This is a genomic window from Lysobacter sp. yr284 (assembly GCF_900107375.1).
Classification (GTDB): domain Bacteria; phylum Pseudomonadota; class Gammaproteobacteria; order Xanthomonadales; family Xanthomonadaceae; genus Lysobacter.
Genome location: NZ_FNPT01000005.1, coordinates 119,380 through 143,426, shown reverse-complemented (window position 1 = coordinate 143,426; position 24,047 = coordinate 119,380). Strand labels below are relative to the sequence as shown.

The window sequence follows — 24,047 nt, the reverse complement described above, 5'->3', positions numbered from 1 at the left end:
AAGGCCCTCCCGCGGAAGGCTCCACAGAAACGAAAAAGCCCCGCGAACGCGGGGCTTTTTCGTGGTCGGCCTGGAGGCGGCCTCAGCGCACCGCCTGCACCCGCAGGTCGATCGCGTCGCTGCCGTTCTCGCGCTGCAGGATGCGCACCGGCACCGGCACGTCGGCGACGACCCAGGCGATGGTTTCCTTGTCGCCGTTCTTGCTCGAGACCTTGGTCGCCTGCTGCGACTTGCCGCCGACCGTGATCGCTTCCTTGCCGACCACGCTGTAGCTCAATTCCTTGACCTTGCCGTCTTCGACCATGCGGTAGCTCATCGGCTTGCCGGCGACGGTGTCGCGCACGATCGCCAGGTTGACCAGCAGGCCGTCGAGGTCGCCGCTCTGCAGCTTGATCGGGCCGGAGCGGTCGGGCTTGATGTCGCCGCTCCAGGTGGCCACGCCGCGCGACCAGTCGTAGCTGGCGTTGACGTTCTTCTTCTTGGTCAGCACCTTGCTGGTGTCGCTGCCGCTGAGCGGGCGCAGCTTGCCGCCGGCCTCGTCGAAGGTGGTGGTCTGGCGCAGCTCGGCCAGCGGGCTGGTGATCGACAGCTCGTACTTCCAGCGGTTGCCGTCGGCCTGGGACACGGTCATGCGGCCGGCGCCCTGCATGCCCATGTAGCTGGCCGAATAGTCGGCGCTGAACGGCTTGACCGCGAGCGCCGGCGCGCTGAACGCGGCCAGGGCGCCGGCCAGGGCGGCCATGCGGAAAAAGTTTGCGGACTTCGTGGTCATCATTGTTCGTTGACTCCTTTGTATTCGACCAGGCGCAGATCGTAGGTGTCCTGGCCGTCTTCGCGTTGCAGGATGCGGACCGGGGTCGGGACGCCGTCCACCACCCAGATCGAGGTCTCCTCGTTGCCGCTCTGCACGCGGTTGACGCGCATCGCGTTGAAGCTCATGTCGTCGATCTTGACGCCTTCCAGCTCCTGCTGCACCACATATTGGTGCGGGCGGGCGCGTCCGGAATCGACGAACCGGTAACTCAGCGTCTTGCCGGGCTGGGCGTCGCGGACCACGGCGAGGTTGATCAGCAGCCCGCTCATGTCGCCGTCCTGCAGCGGGATCGGTTTGCGCCGGTGTTCCTTGACGTCGCCGGTCCACTGCGCGCTGCGCTGGCTCCAGTCGTAGTTGCCGTCGATCACGCGCTTGGAGAACAGCACCTTGCGCACCATCTTCTGACTCAGCGGCCGGTAGGCGTCGCCGACCACGTCGAACACCGTGGTCTGCTGCGCGGCGGCGCCGGCCAGGCTCATCATGCCGTGCTCGGCGCGGATGTCCAGGTCGATGCGCCAGTGGCCGCCGCCCTCGGGCTTGACCTGCATGGTGGCGTCGCCGAGCGCCTTGCCGCCGTTGAACACCTGGTAATTGGCCACGAACGGTTCCAGCGCCAGCGCGCTGGTGGGCGCGGCCGCGCCCGTCAGCGCGGCCAGCAGCAGGGGCAGGAAGGGCTTCATGGCGACGCGGGCGGGTCCTGGTGCGCAAGGCGCGAAAGGGGAGGTGCGGCGTTGCGGTCGTTGTTGCGGGTAGGGCGTGCGGGTCGGACTCGCCGCGCCTGGGCGCGGCCGCGGTTTCAGGCCGCGACGCCGCTGACGGGATCGGTCAGACGGCCGGCGCAATCTAAACGCAGCGGCGTAAATAGCGGATGACCATCGACCTGGACGGTTGCGCCGTGTTCAGCCAGTCGGCCCGAGGTGGCCAGGCGCATGACCGCCAGCAGCAGCGGGTGTTCCACGCCCAGGACACGTTCGGCCAGGGTTTCCGGCGTATCGCCGGCATGCACCGGCACCACGGCCTGTGCGATCACCGTGCCGGCGTCCAGCTCGGGAATGACGAAATGCACGCTGGCGCCGTGCTCGCCGTCGCCGGCCTCGATCGCCCGCGCGTGGGTGTGCAGGCCGCGGTACTTGGGCAGCAGCGAGGGGTGGATGTTGATCATGCGGCCGCGGAAGCGCTCGACGAAGGCGTGGCCGAGGATGCGCAGGTAGCCGGCGCAGAGGATCCAGTCCGGGCGCGCGGCGGCGACGGCCTCGGCCAGGTCGGCGTCGAACGCCTCGCGGCTGGGGTAGGCCTTGGCCGCGGCCGACCAGCGCCGCGCCGGCGCGACCCGTTGCAGGGCCGCCGCGGCGGGCTTGTCGGAGAACACCCCGACCACCTCGCCGGCCAGGGTGCCGGCGGCGATCGCGTCGAGCACGGCCTGCAGGTTGCTGCCGCGGCCCGATGCGAGGACGGCGATGCGGGGAAGCGGCTGGGGCATTGCGGGCGGAGCCGTGGGAGCGGTGGGGCATTTTAGGCGATCCGCGGGATCGCGGTGGGGCGGGGCGTGGGCCGGGCGGCCGGTCCCGATCCCGCGCGGTTCGCCTCGGGCCGCGGCGCCCGCGGGCGCCGCGGCCGCCGTCCTCAGAACTGCGCATCCATCGACACGAACCACTGCCGCGGCGCGCCGGTCAGCAGGGTCTGGAACGTCCCCTGCGGGTCGTAGTCGCGAAAGCCGTTGCTGCCGAGGGTGGCGATGTAGGTCTTGTCGAGCAGGTTGTAGACGTTGAGCCCGACCCGCAGCGACTTGATCCGGCCCAGGTCGCGCCGGTTCCAGTTCACCCCGGCGTCCCACAGCCAGAACGCATCGGTCCCGGCGTCGTTGCTGTAGGTGTAGTAGCGCTTGCCGGTGTACTTGCCGCCCAGGCGCAGTTCGACATCGCCGATGCCGTAGCTCAGTTCGGTCGCGAACAACTGCTTGGGCGTGTCGACCATCCGCTTGCCGCGCACCGGCACGCGCTGGCCGCCGGCGACGTAGTCGGAGCGGTACTGCGAATCGTTGTAGGCGTAGCTGGCCAGCCAGCGCACGCGTTCGGCCGGCGTCCACACGAACGCGACCTCGCCGCCGAGGGTGCGCGCCTTGCCGACGTTGGCGAACTGGTTCGGGCAGCTGACCACGCCCGGGCAGGGCACGATCACCAGTTGCCGGTCCTCGAAGTTCACCCCGTAGACCGTGGTGGAGAGCTGGTAGCGGTCGTCGCCGTAGCGCCAGCCCAGCTCCAGGGTTTGCGACTGCTCGGGCCTGGCGCGGTCGCGGCTGAGGTCGAAGGAGGCCTGGGTCAGCGACCAGGCGCCGTTGACGCCGGGGCGGAACGCGGCCTGGTTTTCGGCGTAGTTGGCGAACACGTCGCTGCGTTCGTTCAACTGCCAGGCCACGCCCAGCTGCGGCAGGAAACTGTCGCGCGCGCCCAGGCGGCCGCCGGCGCGGCCGGGCACCACCACCGTGCCGTCGGTGACCACGTCCTGGCCCTTGAAACCGGCGTTGACGGTCAGGCGCTCGTCGAACAGCCGCATCGTGTCCTGCAGGTACCACTGGCGGGTGCGGGTGTCGAAGCGCTGGCGGAACAGACGCTGGGCGAACTCGTCCTGATCGAAGAAGCGCTGGTCGTCGATCGGGCCGTCGATGTCGACGAAGCTGCGGCCGGCGCCGTGCGCGCTGTCCTCGAACCACACCCCGCCTTCAAGCGTGTGTTGGCCCACGGTGTAGCTCAGGCGCGCGTTGAGGCCGCTGCGTTCGATGTCGTAGCTGGTGATGCGCAGTGCCATCGGAATCGTCGGCGAGTTGATGTACGGGGTGAACCAGTGGCCCTGTCCTTGATTGCGGTGGTAATAGCCGGTGGCGTTGAGGCGCAGCGCGTCGCTCAGGTCGAATTCGCCCGACAGCGCCGCCAGGTCGTCGTCGCGCAGGCCGCGGGCCAGGTAATAGGCGTCGTCCTTGGTCTTGACGCAACCGCTGAAGCGGCCGTTGGCGGCGTCGAGCGCGCGTTGCCAGTCGGGCGCGTAGTTGTCCCAGCCGTAGCCGCAGCGGCGGATCAGGTCGAGCGAGAGATCCGGATCGTCGGTCTCGTTGCGGCGCGAGGTCGACAGCCACAGCGCGACGCGGCCCTGGTCCCACTGGTACACGGCCTTGCCGTTGAACTGCTGCTGTTCCTGCACGCCCGCACCCTTCCAGCGGTCGGCTTCGTTGCGCATGCCGGAGACGTAGGCGCTGAAACCGTTGCGCTCGCCGGTGTCCACGCGCACGAAGCTGCGCAGGGTGGCGTTGTCGCCGAACGCCAGGCCGGCGCGCGCGCCGAACTCGGCGGACGGATCGGCCGAATGCAGCAACAGCGCACCGCCGAGGTTGCTGGTGGAGGGAATGCGCAGCGCGCCGGCGCCCTGGGCGAGTTCGAGTTCGGCCACGTTCTCCGGCAGGATCGCGCGGTTGGGCGAGAGGCCGTTGTTGTTGGCGTAGCTATTGTCGCCGAGCGGGATGTCGTCGAGCGCGTAGCCGAGCTGGTTCTGGGCGAAACCGCGGATGGCGATGCGGTTCGACCATTCGTAGCTGCCCCACGGATCGGCGCTGACGAAATGCACGCCGGGCAGCTTCTCCAACACTTTGACCGGATTGGTGCCGGGCGCGACCGCCTGCAGTTCGATCTGGCCGATGCGCTGGACCTGGCGGGTTTCGCGGTGGCCGATCACCGAGATCGTATCGAGCGTGGCGGCGTCGCCGCGATCCAGCGGCGCGCCGGCGGCGGCCGCATCGGCCGCAGGCGCGGCGGCGTGGCCGGCCAGGGGCAGCACGGCGAACAGGGCCAGCGCCAGGGGAGTACGGGTGGGGGCGGTCATGGGATCTCGTGGAATGCGCGCCGCGGGGGCGATGGGGCGGCATTACAACGAGGCGATATGAAGGCGCGGGCGCGCGATGCGGACTGCGTGGAGTACCTGTCTAGTGCTTCGGGGGATTGGCGGGTGGAAGCGAAGGATGGTGAGGGCTGAATGGGCGTTGGCGACGGAGGGCGATACTTTCGTTGCCGTTGCTACGGCCGTGGCTGTTGCTGAGTTGTTGTTTTTGTCGTTGCCGTTCGCTCGGACGAAACTCCACGCGAAGAATATGTTCCGCAGCCCCGTAGGGCGTGCGCATGGATGCGCACGCGCGCCATGGGGCAGGATGCCCCTTATGGCGCGGCCCCGCGCCCGGTGCTGGACCTAGTGGCTCTTGATTCGAAACAGCAATGCCTTTTCTTTGGTTACTTTCTTTGTGGCTTTGGACAAAGAAAGTGACCCGGCCGCTTGCGGACGGAAGCTTTGGATCTTCGCTTGTCGTCAGGCGGACGCACAGTAAAAGCCGAACCCACCGCGGCACGCCCCCTGTAGGAGCGGCGCGAGCCGCGACCGTGCCATCGCAGCGATTGCGAACGTTTCGTCGTAGCTGCGTTGTCGCGGTCGCGGCTCGCGCCGCTCCTACAGTCGGATACGCAACTGCACTGCCGTCGTTGACGAGCGACGACAAGCGACAATCAACAGCTTTCGTCCGCAAGCGGCCGAGTTACTTTCTTTTGGCAGCGCGCCAAAAGAAAGTAACCAAAGAAAAACGCTTGTCTAAAGTCACGAGCCACTAGGTCCAGCACCCGGCGCGGGGATGCGCCGTAAGGGGCATCCTGCCCCTACGGCGCACGCGCGCATCCATGCGCGCGCCCTCCGGGTCTGCGGAACGTGGGCCTCGGGCGGGGCTGCGTCAGGGCGAACGGCAAAGGAAAGAGCAACAGCAAGGGCAACAGCAACAGCAAGGGCAACAGCAACAGCAAGGGCAACAGCACCGAGGATCGCAAGCCGAACGCAGCCCAACCAAGCAACGAACGCCCCGGATCAATAACGCCGCTGCCCCGCGATCCACACCGCCTCCAGTTGCGGAAACCCCCGCACCACCCGCACCCGCAACACATCGGCGCGCTGCCCGGCCGCCAGCGCGCCGCGGTCGTCGTAACCGGCGGCGCGCGCGGGGGCGTGGGTCACCATCGCCACCGCGCGCGGCAGGCCGATGGCCTCCCAGGCGCCGAGCTGGAAGGCGGCCAACAGCAGGCTGGCGGGAACGTAGTCGGAGGACAGCGCGTCGAGCGCGCCGGCGCGCGCCAACTCGCTCGCGGCGACGTTGCCGCTGTGCGAGCCGCCGCGCACCAGGTTCGGCGCGCCGGCCAGCACGCTCAGGCCGGCCGCACGCGCGGCCAGGGCGGTGGCGAGGTTGACCGGGAATTCGGCGATGCGCGCGCCGGCTTCGACCGCTTCGGCGATGTGGCCGAGGTCGGAATCGTCGTGGCTGGCCAGCGGCAGGCCGCGTTCGCGCGCCATCGCCAGCACCAGGCGGCGGTGGCCGGCGGCGTGGCGGTGCTGCAGGTCCTGCAGGTGGCGGACGTGGGCGCGAAAGCCGGCGTCGTCGCGGGCGGTGCCGTGGCGCGCGCTGTAGGCGCGGTAGCGTTCGAGGTCGTGGAACTGGCGCTGGCCCGGGGTGTGGTCCATCAGCGACAGCAGCCGCAGCTGCGGCGCGCCGAGCAAGGGCTGCAGGCGCTGCGGAAGATCGGGGCAGGGCAGTTCGCAGCGCAGGTGCACGGCGTGTTCGATGCGCAGGCCGCCGTCCGCGCGCGCCTGGGCGAGCGCGGCCAGCACGGTTTGCGGGTCGACCGCCTGCTCGGCTTCTTCCTCGCCGACCGAGATCGCGTTGAGCGCGGTGGCGATGCCGGCGGCGAGCAGTTGCGCATCGTGCGCGCGCACCGCCGCGGCCGCCGGCCAATGCGCGCCGGGCCGAGGCAGCAGGTGCTTTTCCAGATTGTCGGTGTGCAGTTCGACCAGCCCCGGTAGCAGGTAGTCGCCCTCGCAGTCGCGCGCCGCCGGCGTGCGCAGGCGGCCTTCGCCGATCTCCCGGATCACGCCGTCGGCCACGCGCAGGTGGCCGTGGACGATGCGGTCGGGCAGGACCAGGCGGGCGTTGTCGAGCAGCAGTTCGTGCAGGGGCATTCGGGCGCGGCGACGGACGGGCGAGCGGTGGACGGATGGATCGGCGCTTGTCACCGTCATGCAACGCCGGCGGGTTCTGATGGGGACGGACGCGCGATGCGACCTGTCTAGTGAACCAAGTGCAGATGGAGGTTGTATGACATCCCCCGCCGCCGCACAGCGCACCGTTGCCGGGCAGGCCGCGTGCGAGCCGGCCGCCCCGGAGCCGGCCCAGCGCGACGCCGCGATGCCGCTGTGGCAGCAGATCGAGACCGCGCTGCTCAAGGACATCCGCGCCGGCCAGCTCAGCGAAGGCGACAAGCTGCCGTCCGCGTTCGATCTGGCCAAGCGTTTCGGCGTCAACCGCCACACCGTGCGCCGCGCGATCGAGGCGCTGGAGGAACGCGGCTTCCTGCGCACCGAGACCGGCCGCGGCAGCTTCGTGCAGGAGCATCCGTACCACTACCCGATCGGCCGGCGCACCCGCTTCGGCAAGGCGATGCACGATCTCAACGTGGAAAGCCGCTATCGCCTGATCGAGGCCGGCACCCAGGCGCCGCCGCGGCTGGTGGCGCGCTCGCTGGGCCTGCTCGCGGGCGAGCGCGTGCATCGGGTGGTGTATTCCAGCGAGGTCGAGGGACGCACGGTCGACCACAGCCAGGCCTGGTTCCCGGCCGCGCGGTTTCCCGGGCTGGACAAGGTGTTCGCGGACAAGCTCTCTGTGACCCGCACCCTGGCAGAGTTCGGCGTGCGCGACTACCTGCGCAAGCACACCGCGGTGATGGCGCGGCTGCCCGCGGCCGAAGTCGCGCGCGTGCTCGGCCAATCCACGCGGCGGCCGGTGCTGTGCGTGCATTCGCTCAATGTCGACACCCAGGGCGCGCCGGTGCAGTTCGGGGTGACCTCGTTCGCCGGGGATTGGGTGCAGCTGATGGTCACCAACGAAGCTTGAGCGGGGCCGGGGCGCAGTCCGGTTCGTCGCGCGCCGGGCGCCATGCCGCGCCGCACTGAAGTCCGTTCCCGCCGATGCGCGGCGGCGCGCCGGCGGTTTTCCGACCACGCCGCGAGCCGGCGCCGAGGCCGGCCCGTTCGCCACTGAACAGCGGTGTGCGAATTGTGTGCGCTTCGCACCCGATTCGCGCGATTGCGATTGAAGTCCATAACGAATGTGATCGCTCGCGCGCTGGTTCATGTTCCGGCGCGGCCTGCGCCTGCCTGCGTCGCTTCCGCTTCGCGCCCGGATCGGCAAAGCTTCCGGCAGGGGGAACAGGGAGCGGGTCGTGTCCAAGGAATCGTTCGTGCGAGGGGCGGCGCTGGCCGCGTTGCTGGCGACGCTGTGCGGCGCCGCCGCCGCCGGTGTCTCGACGCAGGCCGATGCGCCGGTCTGCGCCGAAGCGGCGGCGCGGGTATTGCCGGAGCCGGCGCAGTGCCTGCGCGAATACGAGCTCAATCCCGGCGCGGCGAACCCATCGCTGCTCGCGGCGTTGTACGAGCGCAACCGCACGTTGGTGGAAACGCATCGCTACGCCGAGGCTTCGCGGGCGATGGACTGCGCCGAAGCGGTGGCCGGCGCCGATCCCGGGCCGACGACGGCGCAGGAACTGGCGCGGCGCCGCGGCGTGATCGAATTCCGGCGCGAATGCCCGCTGCAGGCGCTGCACTGGTTCAAGCGCGCCCTGGCCGCGGCCGAGCGCTCGGAGGACCGCCTGGCCCAGGGCAAGAACTGGAACAACCTCGGCGCTGCGCTGCTGCGGCTGGGCGACGTGCGCGGCGCGCTGCAGGCGCAGACCGCCAGCCTGGCGTTGCTGCGCAAGATTCCCGGCGGCGAATCCGCGCGCCCGCTCAACAACCTCGCCGAGATCTACCGCGACCAGGGCGACCTCGCCGCCGCAGTGCGCTATTACCGCCAGGCGCGCGATGTCCACCTCGCCGCCGGCAACCGGATCGAGGCCGCGCACACCATGGAATCCTGGGGCGCGGCGTTGCTCGACAGCGGCGATGCGGCCGGCGGCGAGGCGCTGTTGCTGCAGGCGCGCGCGCAGATGGTCGAGGACGGCAACCGCAAGTACCAGCAGCGCACCGACGCGGAACTGGCGCGCGCGGCGTTGCTGCGCGGCGACGTCGCCGCGGCCTCGCGCTGGGTCGACAGCGGGCTGGCCGCGGTCGTCGCCGCCGAGGGCGAGACCGCGCCGGCGCCGCTGCAGTTGCAGGCCGCGCGGGTGGCGCGCCTGCGCGGCCTGCCGGGCGTGGCGCGCGAGCGCGCCAGCGCCGCGCTGCGCGCGCTGGCCGCGCACGACAGCGACCGCCCGGCGCTGCTGGCCGAGCTGGCCGCCGCGCACGAGGCGCTGGGCGAATGGCCGCAGGCGATGGCGGCGCTGCGCGAATCCGAGCGCGCCGCGCAGGCGCTGCGCGAAGCCCGCTACGACCGCGAGACGCGCTGGCTGCAGGTGCGCTTCGAAACCGCCGAACGCGACCGCACCATCGCCGCGCTGGCCTCGGGCAACCAGGTGCGCACGCTCGCGCTGTGGCTGACCGTGGTCTCGGCGCTGGCCGCGCTGCTGGGGCTGACCGTGTTCTTCCTGCGCCGGCAGCAGCGCGCGCGGGTCGCCGAGGCGGCGCGGCGCGCGCGCCTGGACGAGGAGATCGACTACTACCGCCGCGCCGCGGCCGAACTCGGCGTCGACCGCGCGCGCCTGCAGGCGGCGTTGGACAGCCGCGAGGACGCGGTGCTGGTGCTCGACGGCGCCGGCCAGGTGCTCGCCGGCAACCGCGCCGCCAGCGAACTGCTGCGGCCCGGCGCCGCGACCGCGCCGGTCGGGCGCGGCTTCGGCGAGTTGCTCGGCGCCGACGACGCGCGCGGGTTCGCCCAGGCGCTGGAACGGCTGGAGGAATCCTCGGCGCCGCAGCGGCTGGCGTTCGCGCTCGGCGGCGAACGGCTGCAGGGGCAGTTGAGCGAGAGCGGGCAGGGCGAGGGCTCGCTGGTGCTCGGCCTGCAACGCGCGGCGGCGGCCGTCGCCGAGCCGGCGGCGGACCTCGTCCACGACGGCGCCGGGCCGGCCGAGCCCCTGGCGCTGGACGTCGAGCCGGCCGCTTCCGGCGACGAGGCGCTGCGCCAGTCGTTCCGCCGCGCCCTGGTCGAACTGATGCTGGCGGTGGTCGAGGCCTGGGAGCGCAGCACTGGCCAGGGCCGGCTGGAGCTGGCCGAGAAAAGCCGCATCTGGCGGGTCACCGTCGACGACGGCCGGCTGCGCGCGCGCGCGATGGAGCGCTACCTGAGCCTGTCCAAGCTGCCGCGCCAGCCGCGCTGGCGCGACGTGCTGCGTTCGGGCTACTACGTGCTGGCCGAGTGCGCGCTGGAGGAAACGGTGCGCGGCGAACTGCAGCGGCATGTCGATGCGGTGCTGGCCTACACCCGCCGCAACGCGCTGGTCTGAGCGGCGGCGGGCGCGGTTGCGGCGGCGTCACTTCGACGGCGGCGCCTGGATGGTGATGCAGATCACGCACATGCCGCTCAACACCACGTCGCTGGGCCTGTCGGCGCGATAGGTGTACTTGAGATGGTGGTTGTCGCCGAAATAGGTGCCCGGCGCGTTCACCTCGGCAACCGGGCGCCCCCCGGCGGCGCGCGCGGCGCCCTGCAGGCCGGCGCAGTACTCGTCGGCCATGATCGTGGCGACGTGCCAGTGATCGACCTGGCCGCACGACTTCGCCACATTCCCGCCCGGCCCGGCCGGGCACGAACCCGGCGGCCGGCGCATCAGGTCGGCATGGAAGTTGGCGACCTGCCGCGACGTGAACGCGAACGCCGCCACCGGGCGCACCTGCGCGCCGTCGACGTAGCACTGCGGATTGGTCTGGTGGGCGAACGCGCTGCCGGCGGTCAGGACGGCGGCGAAGGCGAACGCGGCGAGGCCGCTGCCATGGCGGAGCATTCCTTTGGAAGTCTGGCGCATCGGTGGTTCTCCTGGGCCCATCGCGGGGAGCGCGATGTGGAGCCAGCCTAGGAGCCGCCGCAAACCGCGTCCAAGTAATTCGCGGGTACAAAACGGGTCGTTTTACGGCGAAGTTTGACCCCTGCCGCGCTGATTTCGTGACCGCAAACGCACTACGCCCGCGGGCGGCGCGCGCGGCGGCCGAATCGTTCCCGCCGTGTCCCGGTTCGCACCCGGCTTGTTCCTCGCCCCCGGCGGTGCCACGGCGCTAAATGGACGGCGCGGGCTGGCACCAACGATACGCACGGCGGTGGGGACCGCCGCTCCGCGCCGCGCCATCGCCGCCACCGTCGTCGTCCACCATTCACCGCAAGGGGAGGAGCTTCACGATGATTCGCCATTGGCTCGCACCGGCCGCGTTGATCGCCGCCGTCGGCCTGGGCACCGCCGCGCCGGCCTCGGCGCGCATGCTCGGCGGCACCACCGTCATCCACACGACCAACCCGGTGCCGTCGCCGGGGCCGTGGGGCGGCTACTACGCCTACACCGTGCACGTGCGGCGCTGGAACAACAGCACCGGGCAGTGGGATTTCCACTTCATCGCCGCCTACGAGTACGCCGACTGCCTGGCCCAGTACAACGCCATGACCGGCCAGGGCTGGCAGTACAACCCCAACCCGGGCGTCGGCCTGTGCCAGCGCCACGCCGGCTTCAGCGGCATGGCCGTGGCCAGCCCCGAGGGCAGCGGCCCGATCGACCGCGGCAACTGGAGCATCGAGGCGGTGCGCAACTACGACGCAGGCGTGCGCGAACTGCGCGAGAAGTACCGCATCGGCGAGTTCATGCGCGAGCACGAACTGCTGATCAAGACGATCGAATCGATGCCCGGTTCGGTCGTGGAAGGGGGCAGGTAAGCCCCCGCGCAAGGCTCCGCGCCGCCGCGCCGTTCCGGGGCCCCGCGCGGGGCCGCACGGACCGGACGCGGACGCGGCGGACGGAGCGCCAGGCACAGGGACGTGCCGCCCGCCCCGCGCCGGCCAGGGATGGTCCGGCGCGGCGCTCGCCGGCGCGCAGCGCGCGCGGCGTCGTGGGTGCGGACGGTTCGACGGGGGAGCCAGCGAACCGGACGGCGCGGGCCATGGCGGGTCAGGCCGCCATGGCCCGCGCATGGACTTGCCGGCGCGGCGCGACGCCGCGCCCGGCGCGCGCCGCTCAGGCCGCGCGGCGCACCGCGCCGTAGCGGCCGTCGACGATCTCCTCGGCCAGGCCGAAGCTCAGGGTCATGCCCAGCCCGCCGCCACCGACCGCGTTGACGACGGTCACGCCCGGCGCGGGCTCGGCGACGAACTCGCTGCTGCCGTCGGTGAGCTTGGGATAGATGCCGTGCCAGGTCTGCAGCGCACGCGGCTCGCGCAGGCGCAGGAAGCCGCCGAGGTAGTCGAGCACGCGCGCGTTGATCGCCTGTTCGTCGAACGGGTCGTGGGTGTGGGCGTAGGCGTGCGAATCGCCGACGGTGATCTCGCCGCGGCCGTTCTGCGCGGCCATCACGTGGATGCCCAGTTCGATCAGCTCGCCGTACTGGGCCTGGTAGCGCGCGCGCAGCGGCGCCACGTCGGCGGCCTGCTGGAAACCGGCGTAGTGCACCAGCGACAGCCCGCCGCACAGCGCCGCGCCCAGGCGCAGGCCGTCGGCCGGCGGCGCCAGCCGCAGCATCTGCAGCTTGCAGCGGGTCAGCGGCGCGGCCGCGTACAGCTGCGGGAACAGTTGTTCGAACTCCGGGCCGCTGCACACGAACACCCGGTCGGCCTCGAACCGGCGCGTGCCCGAATGCGCGCGGCCGGTCTCCACCGAAGTGACCGGCGTGCGCCAATGGAACTCGACGCCGTAGCGTTCGTGCAGATAGCCCGGCAGCGCGGCGAGCGCCTCGCGCGGATCGACCAGCAACTCGTCGCGGTTGAACAGCGCGCCGCGCAGGCCGTCGGCGACCAGCGCCGGCGATTTCGCCAGCGCCTCGTCGCGGCCGAGCAGCGCGCACGGCCGCAGCGCGCGGTTGGCCTCGGCGTACTGCGCCAGCACGTCGAATTCGTCCTGCGCGTACGCCACGTGCAGCGAACCGCAGGGGTCGTGCCACAGCTTGGCGCCGTCGATCACCTCCTGCCAGATCGCGCGCGAGCGCAGCGCGCGCTGGTAGGCGGCGCCGTTGGTCACGCCGATCGGCCAGATCATGCCGAAGTTGCGCACCGAGGCGCCGACCGCGCGGTCGTAGCGCTCCAGCACGGTGACGCGGTGGCCGCGCACGGCGAGCGCGCGGGCGATGGCCAGGCCGACGATGCCGGCGCCGACGACGAGGGCGGAATCACGGTTGTTCATGCGGGTGTTGTTCATGCGGAGTGGTGGAAGCGGCTGCGGACGCGCGGCGCGAGCGCCCGCTCAGGCCGGCGCCAGCGCCGGCGCGCGGCCGCGGCGGCCGGCGCGATGGTGGAAGTACGCGGCCGAGGCCAGCAGGCAGGCGCCGCCGAGCGCGCTCAGGGCGAGCACGATGTGGGCGAAGAAGTCGGTCCACGACAGCTGCAGGCCGGAGAATTCCTTGGCCAGCAGCACCGCGACGCTGCCCAGGTAGCCGAAGGCGTCGGACAGGTACATCAGGAAGCCGACGTTGCCGGCGACGCGGAAGGTCGCGATCAGGCGCTCGTAGAACACGCAGTTGAACGGCACATACGCCAGATAAAGGCCGAAGCCGACCAGGGCCAGCCACCACAGCGGCGGCAGCGCGCCGGCGCGGAAGGCGAGGGTGGCGATGCCGGCGACCAGCAAGCCGGCGAACATCAGCGCGTGCAGCGCCATCAGGCCGCGCAGGTTGTCGCGGAACCACGTCAGCCCCGCGGTCAACGCGAGAACGGCCAACGCGACCGGCGTTTCGATCAGGGCGAACACGCCCGCGTTGTTGCCGTAGCCCAGGTCCGCGAACAGCTCCGCCTCGAAGTTGTCGCGAAAATCGCGCACCACGGTCAGCGCCACGTAGCAGCCGATCATCAGCGCCAGCCCCGGCAGGAACCGGCGCACGAACGCGCGCCGCTCAGCGCGGCTCATCGGCAGGCGCCGGCTGCGCGCGGCGCGGTCGGCGGCGTCGGGTTCGGGCACGCGTTCGAGCAGGCGCAGCGCGATCAGCAGCGGCGGCAGGAACAGCAGGCCGGTCAGGAACGGCATCCAGAATTCGCTGACGCCCGACAGCAGCAGCCACTTGCCGACGCTCTTCACGATTCCGGAGGCCATGATGAAGCTCGAGGCCAGGATCGCGCCCATCGCCTCGGTGGTGCGGCGGCCTTCCAGGTAGCTGAAGACCAGGCCCCAGACCATGCCCAGCGGCAGGCCGTTGAGGAACAAGAAGGCGATGTTCCAGGGCGCCGGCACCAGCGCGAACCCCAGCAGCGCCAGCCACGCGCTGCCGATCAGCGCCAGCATCAGCGGCGCGCGGCGCTCGCGGCGCAGGCCGCCGATCACGCCGATGCCGAGGAACTTGCTGCACATGTAGCCCAGGATCTGCGCCACCACCAGCCAGACCTTGTAGTCCACCTCCAGCCAGTGCTGGCCGTGGAACGACGCCGCCGCGAACGGTTTGCGGAACGCGTACATGCTGGCGTAGGCCAGCAGCGCCGCGCCGCCGGCGAGCAGGGTCAGCTGCCACTGCGGCAGCGGCGTCGCGGCGGCGGGTTTCATGCGGCGTCGTCGCGGGCGACGGCGTCGATGCCGAGCAGCGCCGGCAGTTCGAACAGCGAATCGACGATGGCGTCGGGCGCGTAGGGTTCCAGTTCGGCGCGGGAGAAAGCGCCGGTGGTCACCGCCACCACCAGCCCGGCGCCGGCGTTGCGGCCTTCGCCGATGTCGACCTCGGTGTCGCCGATCTTGACCAACTGGCGCGCGTCGTCGATGCCGAAGCGGCGCAGCAGCGCCTGCGCCATGTACGGCGCGGGCCGGCCCGCGGGCACTTCGTCGCTGGCGATCAGCGCGTCGATGCGTTCGCTCCAGCCGAGCCGGGTGAGGATGGCCTGCGCGATGTCGCGCGAGAACCCGGTGTTGAGCGCGACCTTGATGCCGTGCGCGCGCAGCAGGGCGAAGATCGATTCCGCGCCCGGCAACGGCGCCACCCCGGGCTGCTCGCGATAGCAGCGCAGCATGCGCGCGACGAAATCGTCGTGGATGGCCTCGACCTTGGCCGGCGTGGCCGCCGCGCCGAGCAGGCGGGCGATGGCCTCGGGCTTGCGGTAGCCCATCAGCGCCCGGCAGGCCTCCGGGTCGATCGGATGGCCGGCGGCGCCCATGGCGCCGACGAAGGCCTGGGCGACGAAGCCCGGATCCGACACGGTGGTGCCGGCGATATCGAACAGGGCGAGGCGGTAGTCCATGGAAACCGGAGGCGCTGCGGAACAGGCCTCGAGCTTCGGCGCCGGGCGCAACCCGGTGATGACACGGCGGCGACAGGCGGGTGGACCTGTCTAGTGCGGCGCGCCCGGCTCAGCGGTCCTCGCCCGGCCCGCGCGCGCGGGCCGGCGGGTTCAGCGGGCGACGCCCAGCCGCGCGACCAGGGCCGAGCGCAGCGCGGCGACCGCGGCGCGCCAGTCGCCGGCGTCGTCGGTTTCGTCCCACAGTTCGCGCAGTTCCGAGTCCTCGCCCAGGACCCGATCGACGGCATCGACGGCGGCCGCGCCCAGCGCCGCATCGGCCACCGCCGCGTGGCGCGGCAGCCAGGCGGCGAATTCCTCGTGCCAGGCCAGCGACGGCGTCGGCGCGTCCAGCATCGACAGCACGGTTTCCGCCGCCGCCAGCGCGGTGGTGGCGTCCGGCGCGTCGAGGCAGTCGCTGGCCAGCGCTTGCGCCAGCCGCGCGCGCACCGCCGCGCTGTCGTCGGTGTCGGTCAGATCGCCGAGCCAATCCAGGGCATCGTCGTTTTCGAACGTGCCCACGCCCCATGCGCCCATGCTTCGCTCCTTGCGTTGTGTCGGTGAGTCAGTCGCCGAACGCCGCCCGCACCTGCGCACGCGCCAGCACGATGAAGGTGAACACGCCCAGCAGCGTACCCAGCGGAAACGACAGGCAGGTGATCGCCGCGGTGAACTGGCACAGGCCGCGGCCGCGCCGCTGGCGCAGGCGGCGGGCGGTCATGAACTGCAGGATGCTGCTGGCCAGGCTGAGCCCGATCGACAGCGCCATGACCACGATCAGCATGGTCAGGTCGCCGACGGCGGCCGAGCCGTCGTGGCCGGGGCCGCCGGCGCCGAGGTAGCCCAACAGCAGCGCGGTGATCCCGACCGCCATCAGCAAGGCCGCGGCGCCGAGCGCGGCGAGCACGTAGTAGAAGATCGACAGCAGCTTGAGCTGCGATTCGTCTTCGGCGCCGAAGGCGGTAGCGGGCGGGGCGGGGTGGGACATGGCTCGGTCCTTGAGGTGTTCGCAGGAAGGGTTCAGCGCGCGTGGAACAAGGCCTTGGTTTCCGGCTTCATCAGCAGCACCAGCGCGAACACGCCGAGCACGGTGCCGAACGGCATGAACATGCAGCTCACCCCGGCGACGACCGCGCACAGCGTGTGGTTGCGGCGCTGGCGCATGCGCCGGCCGCCGAACACCAGCAGCGCGGCGAAGGCGAGGCCGCACAGGATGAAGACCGAGCCGAACGCCACGAACATCCAGCCGACCGCCGGCGGGGGCGGCGGGCCGTTGCCGGGTTGGTCGAAGCCGCCGGAGAGCATCGCGATGCCCATGCCGACGTGCAGCAGCGGGAACAGCGAGAACAGCGCGGCGAACGCGGCGAGCACGTAGTAGAGGATGCCGATCAGGTCGAGCTGGTCGGCGTCCTTCGACGCGGGCGCGGGCGCGGGCGCGGCGTTCGGCGCGACGGTGGGCAGGGGATCGTTCATGACGGGCGGCTCCTTGGATTCGCTACGGCCGGCGCGAGGCGGCGACGGCCGGTCGTGCGCTCAGCCGGCGCGCTTGCGCGGCCACGCCGCCAGCGATCCCAGTGTCGCAAGAAACATATCGGTGTGCGCGTCCCACACGTCGCCTTGCTGGCCGTTGTAGGACTCCGCATCCTGCGGCGACATGGTCAGGGCGATGGCCCATTCGAACCACTCGTAGACCAGGCTGGTGCACATGATCGCCGCCACCGCCAAAACGAAGGCCTGGCCCGCGCCCAGCGCCGGCCAGCGCTGGCGGAAGTATTCGCGCAGCGGCGGGGCGAAGCAGGCGCCGTAGAGGAAGTGGATCAGGCGGTCGAAGTGGTTGCGCTGGAAACCCAGCGCGCGGTCCAGCGACCAGCCGCCGCTGAGCCACTGGATCCACTGGTCGTAGGGCACGTAGGAATACAGCCAGCGCGCGGCGATGCAGTGCGCGGTCATGAAGCCGCAGATGGCGAGGAAGTGGCCGTCGCGCAGCGGCCAGCGGCGGTCGTGGCGCCACAGCCAGAACAGCCCGAGCACGGTCAGCACGCTGTGCATGGCCTGCTCGAACGGGCTTTTCGGCGCGATCCAGGTGATCGCGAACACGGCCAGGACGAAGCCCAGGGCGGCTTTCTTGGGGGCGCTCATGCGTCCTTGCGCGGGCATGCGGGAGGTTCCGGTGATGAGCAGGGGAAACTACCGGAGCGGGGTGGAGAAGGGAACAGGTGTCCCAGTTTTCGTCGTGGTTGCGGTGATGTGGTTGCAGCTTGCGCAGCTCCTACAGGGCTCCGGAAAGTTTCGTATCCGACTGTAGGAACTGCGCAAGCTGCGACCGCGCCAGCGCAACCACGACGAACCCCACCGTCCTCGTCCGACCCAAACGAAAAACGGCGGGCCGAGGCCCGCCGTTCTGCCGATCGCGAAACGCCGCGCTCAGCCGATGTGCACGCGCTCGCCGCCGCTGTGGCCGACGACTTCGCCGATGCGCCAGTGCGCCAGGCCCAGGCGGCGCAGGTCGGCCTCGGTCGCCGCGGCCGCTTCGTCCGGTACCACCAGCACGAAGCCGATGCCGCAGTTGAAGGTGCGCCACATTTCCTCGCGCGGCACCGCGCCTTCGCGCTGCAGCCAGTCGAACACCGGCGGCAGGGTCCAGGTGGCGGTGCGGATGTCCAGGCCCAGGCCTTCGGGGATCACCCGGATGATGTTCTCGGTCAGGCCGCCGCCGGTGATGTGGGCCATGGCGTGGATGGTGTGCTCGCCGCCGTTGGCCCGCAGCAGTTCCAGCACCGGCTTGACGTACAGCGCGGTCGGCTCCATCAGCGCGTCGATCAGGCGCACGCCGCCGACGGCGACGTCGCCCGGGCGGCCGGCGCGGTCGAAGATCCGGCGGATCAGCGAGTAGCCGTTGGAGTGCGGGCCGCTGGAGGCGATGCCGATCAGCACGTCGCCGCGCTTGACCCGCGAGCCGTCGAGGATCTGCGACTTCTCGACCGCGCCGACGGTGAAGCCGGCCAGGTCGTACTCGCCCGGCGGGTACATGTCGGGCATCTCGGCGGTTTCGCCGCCGATCAGCGCGCAGCCGGCCAGTTCGCAGCCGCGGGCGATGCCGCCGACCACCGCGACCGTGGTGTCCACATCGAGCTTGCCGGTGGCGAAATAGTCGAGGAAGAACAGCGGCTCGGCGCCCTGCACCAGCACGTCGTTGACGCACATGCCGACCAGGTCGATGCCGATGGTGTCGTGGCGATTGAGCTGCTGGGCCAGCTTGAGCTTGGTGCCGACGCCGTCGGTGCCGGACACCAGCACCGGCTCGCGGTACTTGCCCGACAGGTCGAACAGCGCGCCGAACCCGCCCAGCCCGCCCATCACCTCGGGACGGAAGCTGCGCTTGACCAGCGGCTTGATCCGCTCGACCACCTCGTTGCCGGCGTCGATGTCGACGCCCGCGTCGCGGTAGGTCAGGGGCTTGGGAGAGGTGTCGGAAGAGGAAGCGGTCACGGCGGCCCCGGGGTGGTCGCGGAGGGAAGCCGGCGATTTTAGCAGGCCCGGGTGGGGCAGGCGTTAGCGCGGCGCCGCCGGCCGATCGCGAAAGACAGGCGGGACGGGCCTTTCGCGGTGTTGCGGCGGGTATCCGCGGTTTGCCGGCTCCAACCCATTCAGCCTGCGAATGGACTCCCCGGCCCGCCTGCGGCACCATTTCCGACCTTGAACGCCGCCGTCGGCCCCGGGCCGGCGAATGGCCGCACGGGCCGGGCCAGGCGGTCCGCAACGCGGGCGGGATGCCCGCTCCACGAACTAGATAGGGACAGCGATGGGCGGGTCGATGGGTAAGGCAATCCGGACGTGGGCAATGGCCGCGGCGCTGCTGGCGAGCTTCGCCGCGAGCGCGCAGCGGGTCGAGGGCGACCGCGCCCAGGCCGATGGCGCCTATTCGGCCGAAGTTCCGGTCGGCGGCCAGAGCGAGAACGAGCGCAACGGCGCGATGGCGCGCGCGCTGGCCCAGGTGCTGGGCAAGATGTCCGGCGACCGCGCCGCGGCCAGCCGTCCCGGCGTCGGCCAGGAACTGCGCCGGGCCAAGGACTACGCCATCGGCTACGACTACCGCCAGGACGAGGGCGTGTCCCAGGTCACCGGCGCGCCGACCTTCCAGACCACCCTGGTGGTCAGCTTCGACCAGGAGAAGGTCGAGACGCTCGCCGCCACCCTCGGCCTGCCGATCTGGCCGCAGCCGCGGCCCAAGCCGGTGCTGTGGCTGGCGATCGACGACGGCAGCGGCCCGCGCCTGGTCGGCCTGGCCCAGGCCAACGCCGCGCGCGCCGCGCTCAACCGCGCGGTCGAGCGCGGCTACCGCCTCGGCCTGCCCAGCGGCAGCGCCGCCGAGCAGGCCAGCGTCGGCGCGATCTGGCGCGGCGACGCCGCCGCGGTGGCGCGCGCCTCGGCCCGCTACAGCCCGCCGATGCAGCTGATCGGCAAGCTCTACCGGGTCAAGACCGGCGGCTGGAAGGGCGATTGGACCTTCGTCGACGGCGGCAAGGTGCTGGGCAGCTGGAACAGCGCCGACGTGGATGCGCGCAAGGTCATGGCCGGCGGCGCCGACGGCGCGGCCGACGCGCTGATGAAGCGCTACGCCAAGCGCAGCGTGGCCGGCGCCCCGGGCACCTACCGGGTGGTGTTCACCGGCGTGCGCAGCGCCGACGACTACATCCGCCTGGCCGGCTACCTGCAGGGCCTGGCGGTGGTGCGCAAGATCGTTCCGATCCGGGCCACGCCCGAGAGCGTGGAGTTCGACCTCGACCTGCTCTCCGGCCTGCCCGGCTTCAAGCGCATGACCGACGCCGGCGGCACCCTGGTCGGTCTGGAAGGCCTGGAAGGCCAACCGCCCGTGTTCCAACTGCACTGAGCCTCCGAATGACCGACCCGACGCCTGTGCGCGCCCCGCTCGAAGACATCGCCCTGTTCCTGCGCCGCCTGCAATGGACCGCGCTCGGGGTGGGCGCGTGCTGGCTGCTGTGGGTGCTGGCCCCGGTGCTGACCCCGTTCGTCGTCGCCGCCATGCTCGGCTGGCTCGGCGATCCGCTGGTCGACCGGATCGAGCGCACCGGCCGCTCGCGCAACACCTCGGTGGCGCTGGTGTTCACCCTGATGGCGCTGTTGGTGACCCTGGTGCTGGTGATCCTGGTGCCGTTGATCGAGCGCCAGATCACCACCTTGATCGTGTCGCTGCCGACCTACCGCGTCTGGTTCACCGAGACCGCGATCCCGTGGCTGGAGCAGCGCACCGGCTTCCAGATCAGCGTCTGGCTCGACCTCAACCACTTGATCGAGCTGGTGCGCAGCAACTGGGAGCGCGCCGGCGGCGTCGCCACCACCTTGCTGGGCTACCTGTCGCGCTCGGGCTTCGCCCTGATCGCGATGGTCGCCAACATCGCCCTGCTGCCGGTGCTGACGTTCTTCTTCCTGCGCGACTGGGACAAGTTGGTCGAGCGCGTCGCCTCGCTGATCCCGCGCGACTACCTCGGCACGGTCAGCCGCCTGGCCAAGGAATCCAACGACGTGCTCGGCGCGTTCCTGCGCGGCCAGTTCCTGGTGATGCTGGCGCTAGGCGTGATGTACGGCGTCGGCCTGTGGGGCGTGGGCCTGGACCTGGGCATCCTGATCGGCATCGTCGCCGGCCTGCTGACCTTCGTGCCCTACCTCGGCCCGGCCAGCGGCATCATCCTGGGCGTGGTCGCCGCGCTGGTGCAGTACGGCGACTGGAAGCACGTGCTCGGCGTGCTGGCGGTGTTCGGCGTGGGCCAGGTGGTGGAAAGCTATTGGCTGACCCCGAAGCTGGTCGGCGACCGCATCGGCCTGCACCCTGTGGCGGTGATCTTCGCCGTGCTGGCCGGCGGGCAGTTGTTCGGTTTCCTCGGCATGCTGCTGGCGCTGCCGGTCGCGGCGGTGATCAACGTGCTGCTGCGCTACGCCCAGGAGCGTTACACCCATAGCCGCCTGTACGCGGGCGAGCAACCGGCCGCGCTGCTGGAACCGGCGTTGGCGCCGGCCGCCGCGGGCGCGGACGCAGCGGAGCGCGAGAGCCAGCAGTGAGCATTCCGCAGTTGCCGCTGGCCCTGCGTCATTCGCCGGACCAGCGTTTGGAAACCTATGTGGACGCGCCCGACGGCGCGATCGCGCAGTTGCGCTCGCTGGCGAGCAGCGACGAGGAAACCGCGGGCTACCGCGATCCCACCGGCGCGGACTGGGTCTACCTGGCCGGCCCGCCCGGGGTCGGCAAGACCCACCTGCTGCTGGCCGCGTGCGCCCAGGCCGATCTGTCCGGCCGCCGCGCCGCCTACGTGCCGCTGGCCGCGGCGGTGGGGCGGGTGCGCGAGGCGTTGCAGTCGCTGGAGACCAACAACGACCTGCTGGCGCTGGACGGGATCGAGGCGATCGCCGGCCGGCGCGAGGACGAGATCGCCCTGTTCGACACCCACAACCGCGCGCGTCAGGCCGGCCTCGCGGTGATCTACGCATCGCGCGAGAACCCCGACGAACTCAAGCTGACCCTGCCGGACCTGCGCTCGCGCCTGTCGCAGTGCACCCGCATCGTGCTGACCCCGCTCGACGACGACGGCCGCGCCCAGGTCCTGCGCCAGCGCGCGCAGCGGCGCGGGCTGGCGCTGGAGCAGGCGGCGCTGGAGTGGATGCTCAAGCGCATGGACCGCGACCTCGGCGGCCTGACCCAGTTGCTCGACAAGCTCGACCGCGCCTCGCTGGCGGCGCAGCGGCGCATCACCGTGCCGTTTCTCAAGCGCACGATCGACGACGAAACCTGAGTCGGGAGCGGCGTCGGGAGATCCGGCGAAGCGGTGCGGCTGCGCTCTGCTTGTTCGCGCCGCGTCTCGGTCCGCCGTTTCAGCGCACCATTCGAGCGAACGCCGGATTCCGTTTCGCCGTTGTTCTTGCCGTTGCCGTTGCTGTTTGCCCGGACGCAACCCCACGCGAAGCACATGTTCCGCAGCCCCGGAGGGCGTGCGCATGGATGCGCGCGCGCCATGGGGCAGGATGCCCCTTATGGCGCGGCCCCGCGCCCCTGTGAGCCATAGTGGCTCTTGATCCGAAACAGTAATGCCTTTTCTTTGGTTACTTTCTTTGTTGCTTTGGACAAAGAAAGTGACCCGGCCGCTTGCGGACGGAAGCTTTGGATGTTTGCTTGTCCTCACACGTACGAACACGCAGAGGCCGACCCCGCCGCGGCACGCCCCCTGTAGGAGCGGCGCAAGCCGCGACCGCGCCAGCGCGGCGATTGCGTAAGTTTCGTCGTAAGTTGTTTTGTCGCGGTCGCGGCTCGCGCCGCTCCTACAGTCGGATACGCAACTGCACTGCCGTCGTTGACGAGCGACGACAAGCGACAATCAAGAGCTTTCGTCCGCAAGCGGCCGAGTTACTTTCTTTTGGCAGCGCGCCAAAAGAAAGTGACCAAAGAAAAACGCTTTTCTAAGGTCACGAGCCACTAGGTCCAGCACCGGGCGCGGGGCTGCGCCATAAGGGACATCCTGTCCCATGGCGCACGCGCGCATCCATGCGCGCGCCCTCCGGGGCTGCGGAACATGGGCCTCGGGCGAGGTTGCGTCCAAGCTGAGGGCAACAGCAGCAGCAACGGCAAGATGGATTCCGGATTTCGTCGGAATGACGGCCGTGGCTGCATTGCCTCGGTGGATGGGAGCGTTCGCAGGAATCGGGGCTGGGCGGTGGCTTCGGGATGCGGCGGCGCGGCTACGCGGCTTCGTGTGCTCGCCGCTGCGTCCCTCAACCGTCCTCGCCCAGCAGGGCCAGGTAAATCGCCAGGTCGGCCTCGCCAAAACAACACAACACCACATCCGTGGGCGCTTCGGCGGCGAGCGCATGCGCTCGCACCGTCTCCACTGCGACGCGCGCCGCCGCTTCGGCCGGATAGCCGAAGATGCCGGTGCTGATGCACGGAAACGCGATCGATGCGAAGCCGCGGCGCGCGGCGATGGCCAGGCTGTTGCGGTAGCACGCCGCCAGCAGCGCCGGTTCGCCGTGGTCGCCGCCGCGCCAGACCGGCCCGACCGTGTGGATCACGTGCTTGGCCGGCAGCCGATGGCCGCCGGTGAGCTTGGCCTCGCCGGTCTTGCAGCCCCCGAGCAGGCGGCATTCGGCCACCAGCCCGGGGCCGGCGGCGCGATGGATCGCGCCGTCCACGCCGCCGCCGCCGAGCAGCGAGGAGTTGGCGGCGTTGACGATCGCGTCCAGCGCCAGCGTGGTGATGTCGGCGCGGATCGCGCGCAGCGTCATCACCTCAGCCTCGCGCCGGCCAGTCGATGAACTGCGGCGCCACCGCGTCGGTGAGCCACACGCCGTTGTCGGCGCGATAGAACGCGATGCCGTGCGCGTGCATCTCGCCGGCGCGCACGTGCAGCACCAGCGGCGTGCCGTGGCGGCTGCCGACCTTGACCGCGGTGTCGCGGTCGAGCGAGAGGTGCACGTGCTGGCGGCTGCGCTTGTCCAGCCCGCTGCGGCGGATCGAACCGGCGAAGCGGGTGGCGGTGCCGTGGTAGAGCGAGGCCGGCGGTTCGACCGGCTGCAACGCCAGGTCGATGTCGATGGAGTGGCCTTGGTTGGCGCGGATGCGCAGGCCGTCGTCGCTGAGCTTGAAGCGCTGCTTGTCGCTGTCGCGCACGAGTTGCTCGATCAGCGCGCGGCTGTACGGCTTGCCGTGCGCGCCGGCCTTGGCGATGAATTCGTCGACGTCGGCCCAGCCTTGGGCGTCCAGGGTCAGGCCGATGGCCTGCGGTTCGTGGCGGAGGACGAGGCTGAGGAACTTGCTGAGTTTCTTGTGTTGATCGGTCATAAGCG

Annotated in this window: 22 protein-coding genes; 6 read left to right on the top strand and 16 right to left on the bottom strand. The window is 71.0% G+C overall.

All coding sequences use genetic code 11. The annotated features are described in order from the left end of the window. Window positions 1-82: 82 nt before the first annotated feature. The 5 genes from BLV01_RS10580 to BLV01_RS10560 all read right to left on the bottom strand — a co-directional run bounded on the left by BLV01_RS10580 (window position 83) and on the right by BLV01_RS10560 (window position 6,847). Window positions 83-772: a DUF3108 domain-containing protein gene (locus BLV01_RS10580; RefSeq protein WP_091798609.1), complete on the bottom strand. Its 690-nt coding sequence runs from the start codon at window positions 770-772 to the stop codon at window positions 83-85. Further along, a complete protein-coding gene (locus tag BLV01_RS10575; RefSeq protein WP_091798605.1) occupies window positions 772-1,494 on the bottom strand; it encodes a DUF3108 domain-containing protein in 723 nt (240 codons plus the stop codon). The genes BLV01_RS10580 and BLV01_RS10575 overlap by 1 nt, the downstream gene beginning before the upstream one ends. A 116-nt stretch (window positions 1,495-1,610) precedes the next feature. Beyond that, window positions 1,611-2,294 (bottom strand): phosphoribosylglycinamide formyltransferase, encoded by a 684-nt coding sequence (purN, locus tag BLV01_RS10570; RefSeq protein ID WP_091798601.1) that lies wholly within the window; start codon window positions 2,292-2,294, stop codon window positions 1,611-1,613. A 143-nt stretch (window positions 2,295-2,437) separates the two neighbouring features. Continuing rightward, window positions 2,438-4,684 (bottom strand): TonB-dependent receptor, encoded by a 2,247-nt coding sequence (locus BLV01_RS10565; protein WP_091798598.1) that lies wholly within the window; start codon window positions 4,682-4,684, stop codon window positions 2,438-2,440. A 1,020-nt stretch (window positions 4,685-5,704) separates the two neighbouring features. Continuing rightward, complete coding sequence (locus tag BLV01_RS10560) at window positions 5,705-6,847, bottom strand: alpha-D-ribose 1-methylphosphonate 5-triphosphate diphosphatase (protein ID WP_091798595.1); 1,143 nt, start codon at window positions 6,845-6,847, stop codon at window positions 5,705-5,707. 136 nt (window positions 6,848-6,983) lie between these two features. Here BLV01_RS10560 and phnF point away from each other — a divergent pair, with 136 nt between their 5' ends. Further along, a complete protein-coding gene (phnF, locus tag BLV01_RS10555) occupies window positions 6,984-7,778 on the top strand; it encodes a phosphonate metabolism transcriptional regulator PhnF (protein WP_175485854.1) in 795 nt (264 codons plus the stop codon). Between the two features lie 328 nt (window positions 7,779-8,106). Then, a complete protein-coding gene (locus BLV01_RS10550; protein WP_139178606.1) occupies window positions 8,107-10,260 on the top strand; it encodes a tetratricopeptide repeat protein in 2,154 nt (717 codons plus the stop codon). A 27-nt stretch (window positions 10,261-10,287) separates the two neighbouring features. On the opposite strand, the gene BLV01_RS10545 is transcribed toward BLV01_RS10550, so the two are convergent. Beyond that, window positions 10,288-10,779 (bottom strand): hypothetical protein, encoded by a 492-nt coding sequence (locus tag BLV01_RS10545; RefSeq protein ID WP_139178605.1) that lies wholly within the window; start codon window positions 10,777-10,779, stop codon window positions 10,288-10,290. A gap of 368 nt (window positions 10,780-11,147) precedes the next feature. On the opposite strand from BLV01_RS10545, the gene BLV01_RS10540 reads away from it, so the two are divergent. Beyond that, window positions 11,148-11,672: a hypothetical protein gene (locus BLV01_RS10540; protein ID WP_139178604.1), complete on the top strand. Its 525-nt coding sequence runs from the start codon at window positions 11,148-11,150 to the stop codon at window positions 11,670-11,672. 298 nt (window positions 11,673-11,970) lie between these two features. Here BLV01_RS10540 and BLV01_RS10535 read toward each other — a convergent pair whose 3' ends face one another. The 8 genes from BLV01_RS10535 to purM form a co-directional block, all read right to left on the bottom strand. Beyond that, window positions 11,971-13,128 (bottom strand): TIGR03364 family FAD-dependent oxidoreductase, encoded by a 1,158-nt coding sequence (locus tag BLV01_RS10535; RefSeq protein ID WP_091799134.1) that lies wholly within the window; start codon window positions 13,126-13,128, stop codon window positions 11,971-11,973. Window positions 13,129-13,188: 60 nt separating this feature from the next. Further along, window positions 13,189-14,475: a DUF5690 family protein gene (locus tag BLV01_RS10530; protein ID WP_091798584.1), complete on the bottom strand. Its 1,287-nt coding sequence runs from the start codon at window positions 14,473-14,475 to the stop codon at window positions 13,189-13,191. Beyond that, window positions 14,472-15,161 (bottom strand): HAD family hydrolase, encoded by a 690-nt coding sequence (locus BLV01_RS10525; protein WP_091798581.1) that lies wholly within the window; start codon window positions 15,159-15,161, stop codon window positions 14,472-14,474. Before BLV01_RS10525 ends, BLV01_RS10530 begins: the two co-directional genes overlap by 4 nt. Before the next feature lie 150 nt (window positions 15,162-15,311). Further along, window positions 15,312-15,734 carry a DUF4259 domain-containing protein gene (locus BLV01_RS10520; RefSeq protein WP_091798577.1) on the bottom strand — a complete coding sequence of 141 codons (423 nt, stop codon included), beginning with the start codon at window positions 15,732-15,734 and terminating at the stop codon, window positions 15,312-15,314. 28 nt (window positions 15,735-15,762) lie between these two features. Beyond that, on the bottom strand, window positions 15,763-16,185 hold the full coding sequence (locus BLV01_RS10515; RefSeq protein WP_091798574.1) for a hypothetical protein: 423 nt from the start codon (window positions 16,183-16,185) through the stop codon (window positions 15,763-15,765). A 32-nt stretch (window positions 16,186-16,217) separates the two neighbouring features. Continuing rightward, entirely contained in the window at window positions 16,218-16,670 is a 453-nt protein-coding gene (locus tag BLV01_RS10510) for a hypothetical protein (protein WP_091798572.1), read from the bottom strand. Window positions 16,671-16,730: 60 nt separating this feature from the next. Next, on the bottom strand, window positions 16,731-17,336 hold the full coding sequence (locus BLV01_RS10505; RefSeq protein WP_091798569.1) for a DUF2238 domain-containing protein: 606 nt from the start codon (window positions 17,334-17,336) through the stop codon (window positions 16,731-16,733). A gap of 285 nt (window positions 17,337-17,621) precedes the next feature. Then, on the bottom strand, window positions 17,622-18,686 hold the full coding sequence (gene purM / locus BLV01_RS10500; RefSeq protein WP_175485853.1) for a phosphoribosylformylglycinamidine cyclo-ligase: 1,065 nt from the start codon (window positions 18,684-18,686) through the stop codon (window positions 17,622-17,624). A 313-nt stretch (window positions 18,687-18,999) separates the two neighbouring features. Here purM and BLV01_RS10495 point away from each other — a divergent pair, with 313 nt between their 5' ends. Genes BLV01_RS10495 through hda form a run of 3 tightly spaced genes read left to right on the top strand, consistent with a single transcriptional unit; the run spans window position 19,000 to window position 22,003 of the window. Then, window positions 19,000-20,088, top strand: a complete 1,089-nt coding sequence (locus BLV01_RS10495) for a DUF2066 domain-containing protein (protein WP_091798566.1) — start codon at window positions 19,000-19,002, stop codon at window positions 20,086-20,088. Between the two features lie 8 nt (window positions 20,089-20,096). Further along, entirely contained in the window at window positions 20,097-21,275 is a 1,179-nt protein-coding gene (locus tag BLV01_RS10490) for an AI-2E family transporter (RefSeq protein ID WP_091798563.1), read from the top strand. Further along, window positions 21,272-22,003: a DnaA regulatory inactivator Hda gene (hda, locus tag BLV01_RS10485; protein WP_091798560.1), complete on the top strand. Its 732-nt coding sequence runs from the start codon at window positions 21,272-21,274 to the stop codon at window positions 22,001-22,003. The genes BLV01_RS10490 and hda overlap by 4 nt, the downstream gene beginning before the upstream one ends. A 973-nt stretch (window positions 22,004-22,976) precedes the next feature. On the opposite strand, the gene BLV01_RS10480 is transcribed toward hda, so the two are convergent. After that, a complete protein-coding gene (locus tag BLV01_RS10480) occupies window positions 22,977-23,486 on the bottom strand; it encodes an O-acetyl-ADP-ribose deacetylase (protein ID WP_091798557.1) in 510 nt (169 codons plus the stop codon). A gap of 4 nt (window positions 23,487-23,490) precedes the next feature. Next, entirely contained in the window at window positions 23,491-24,042 is a 552-nt protein-coding gene (locus tag BLV01_RS10475) for an RNA 2'-phosphotransferase (RefSeq protein WP_091798554.1), read from the bottom strand. Window positions 24,043-24,047 lie beyond the last annotated feature (5 nt).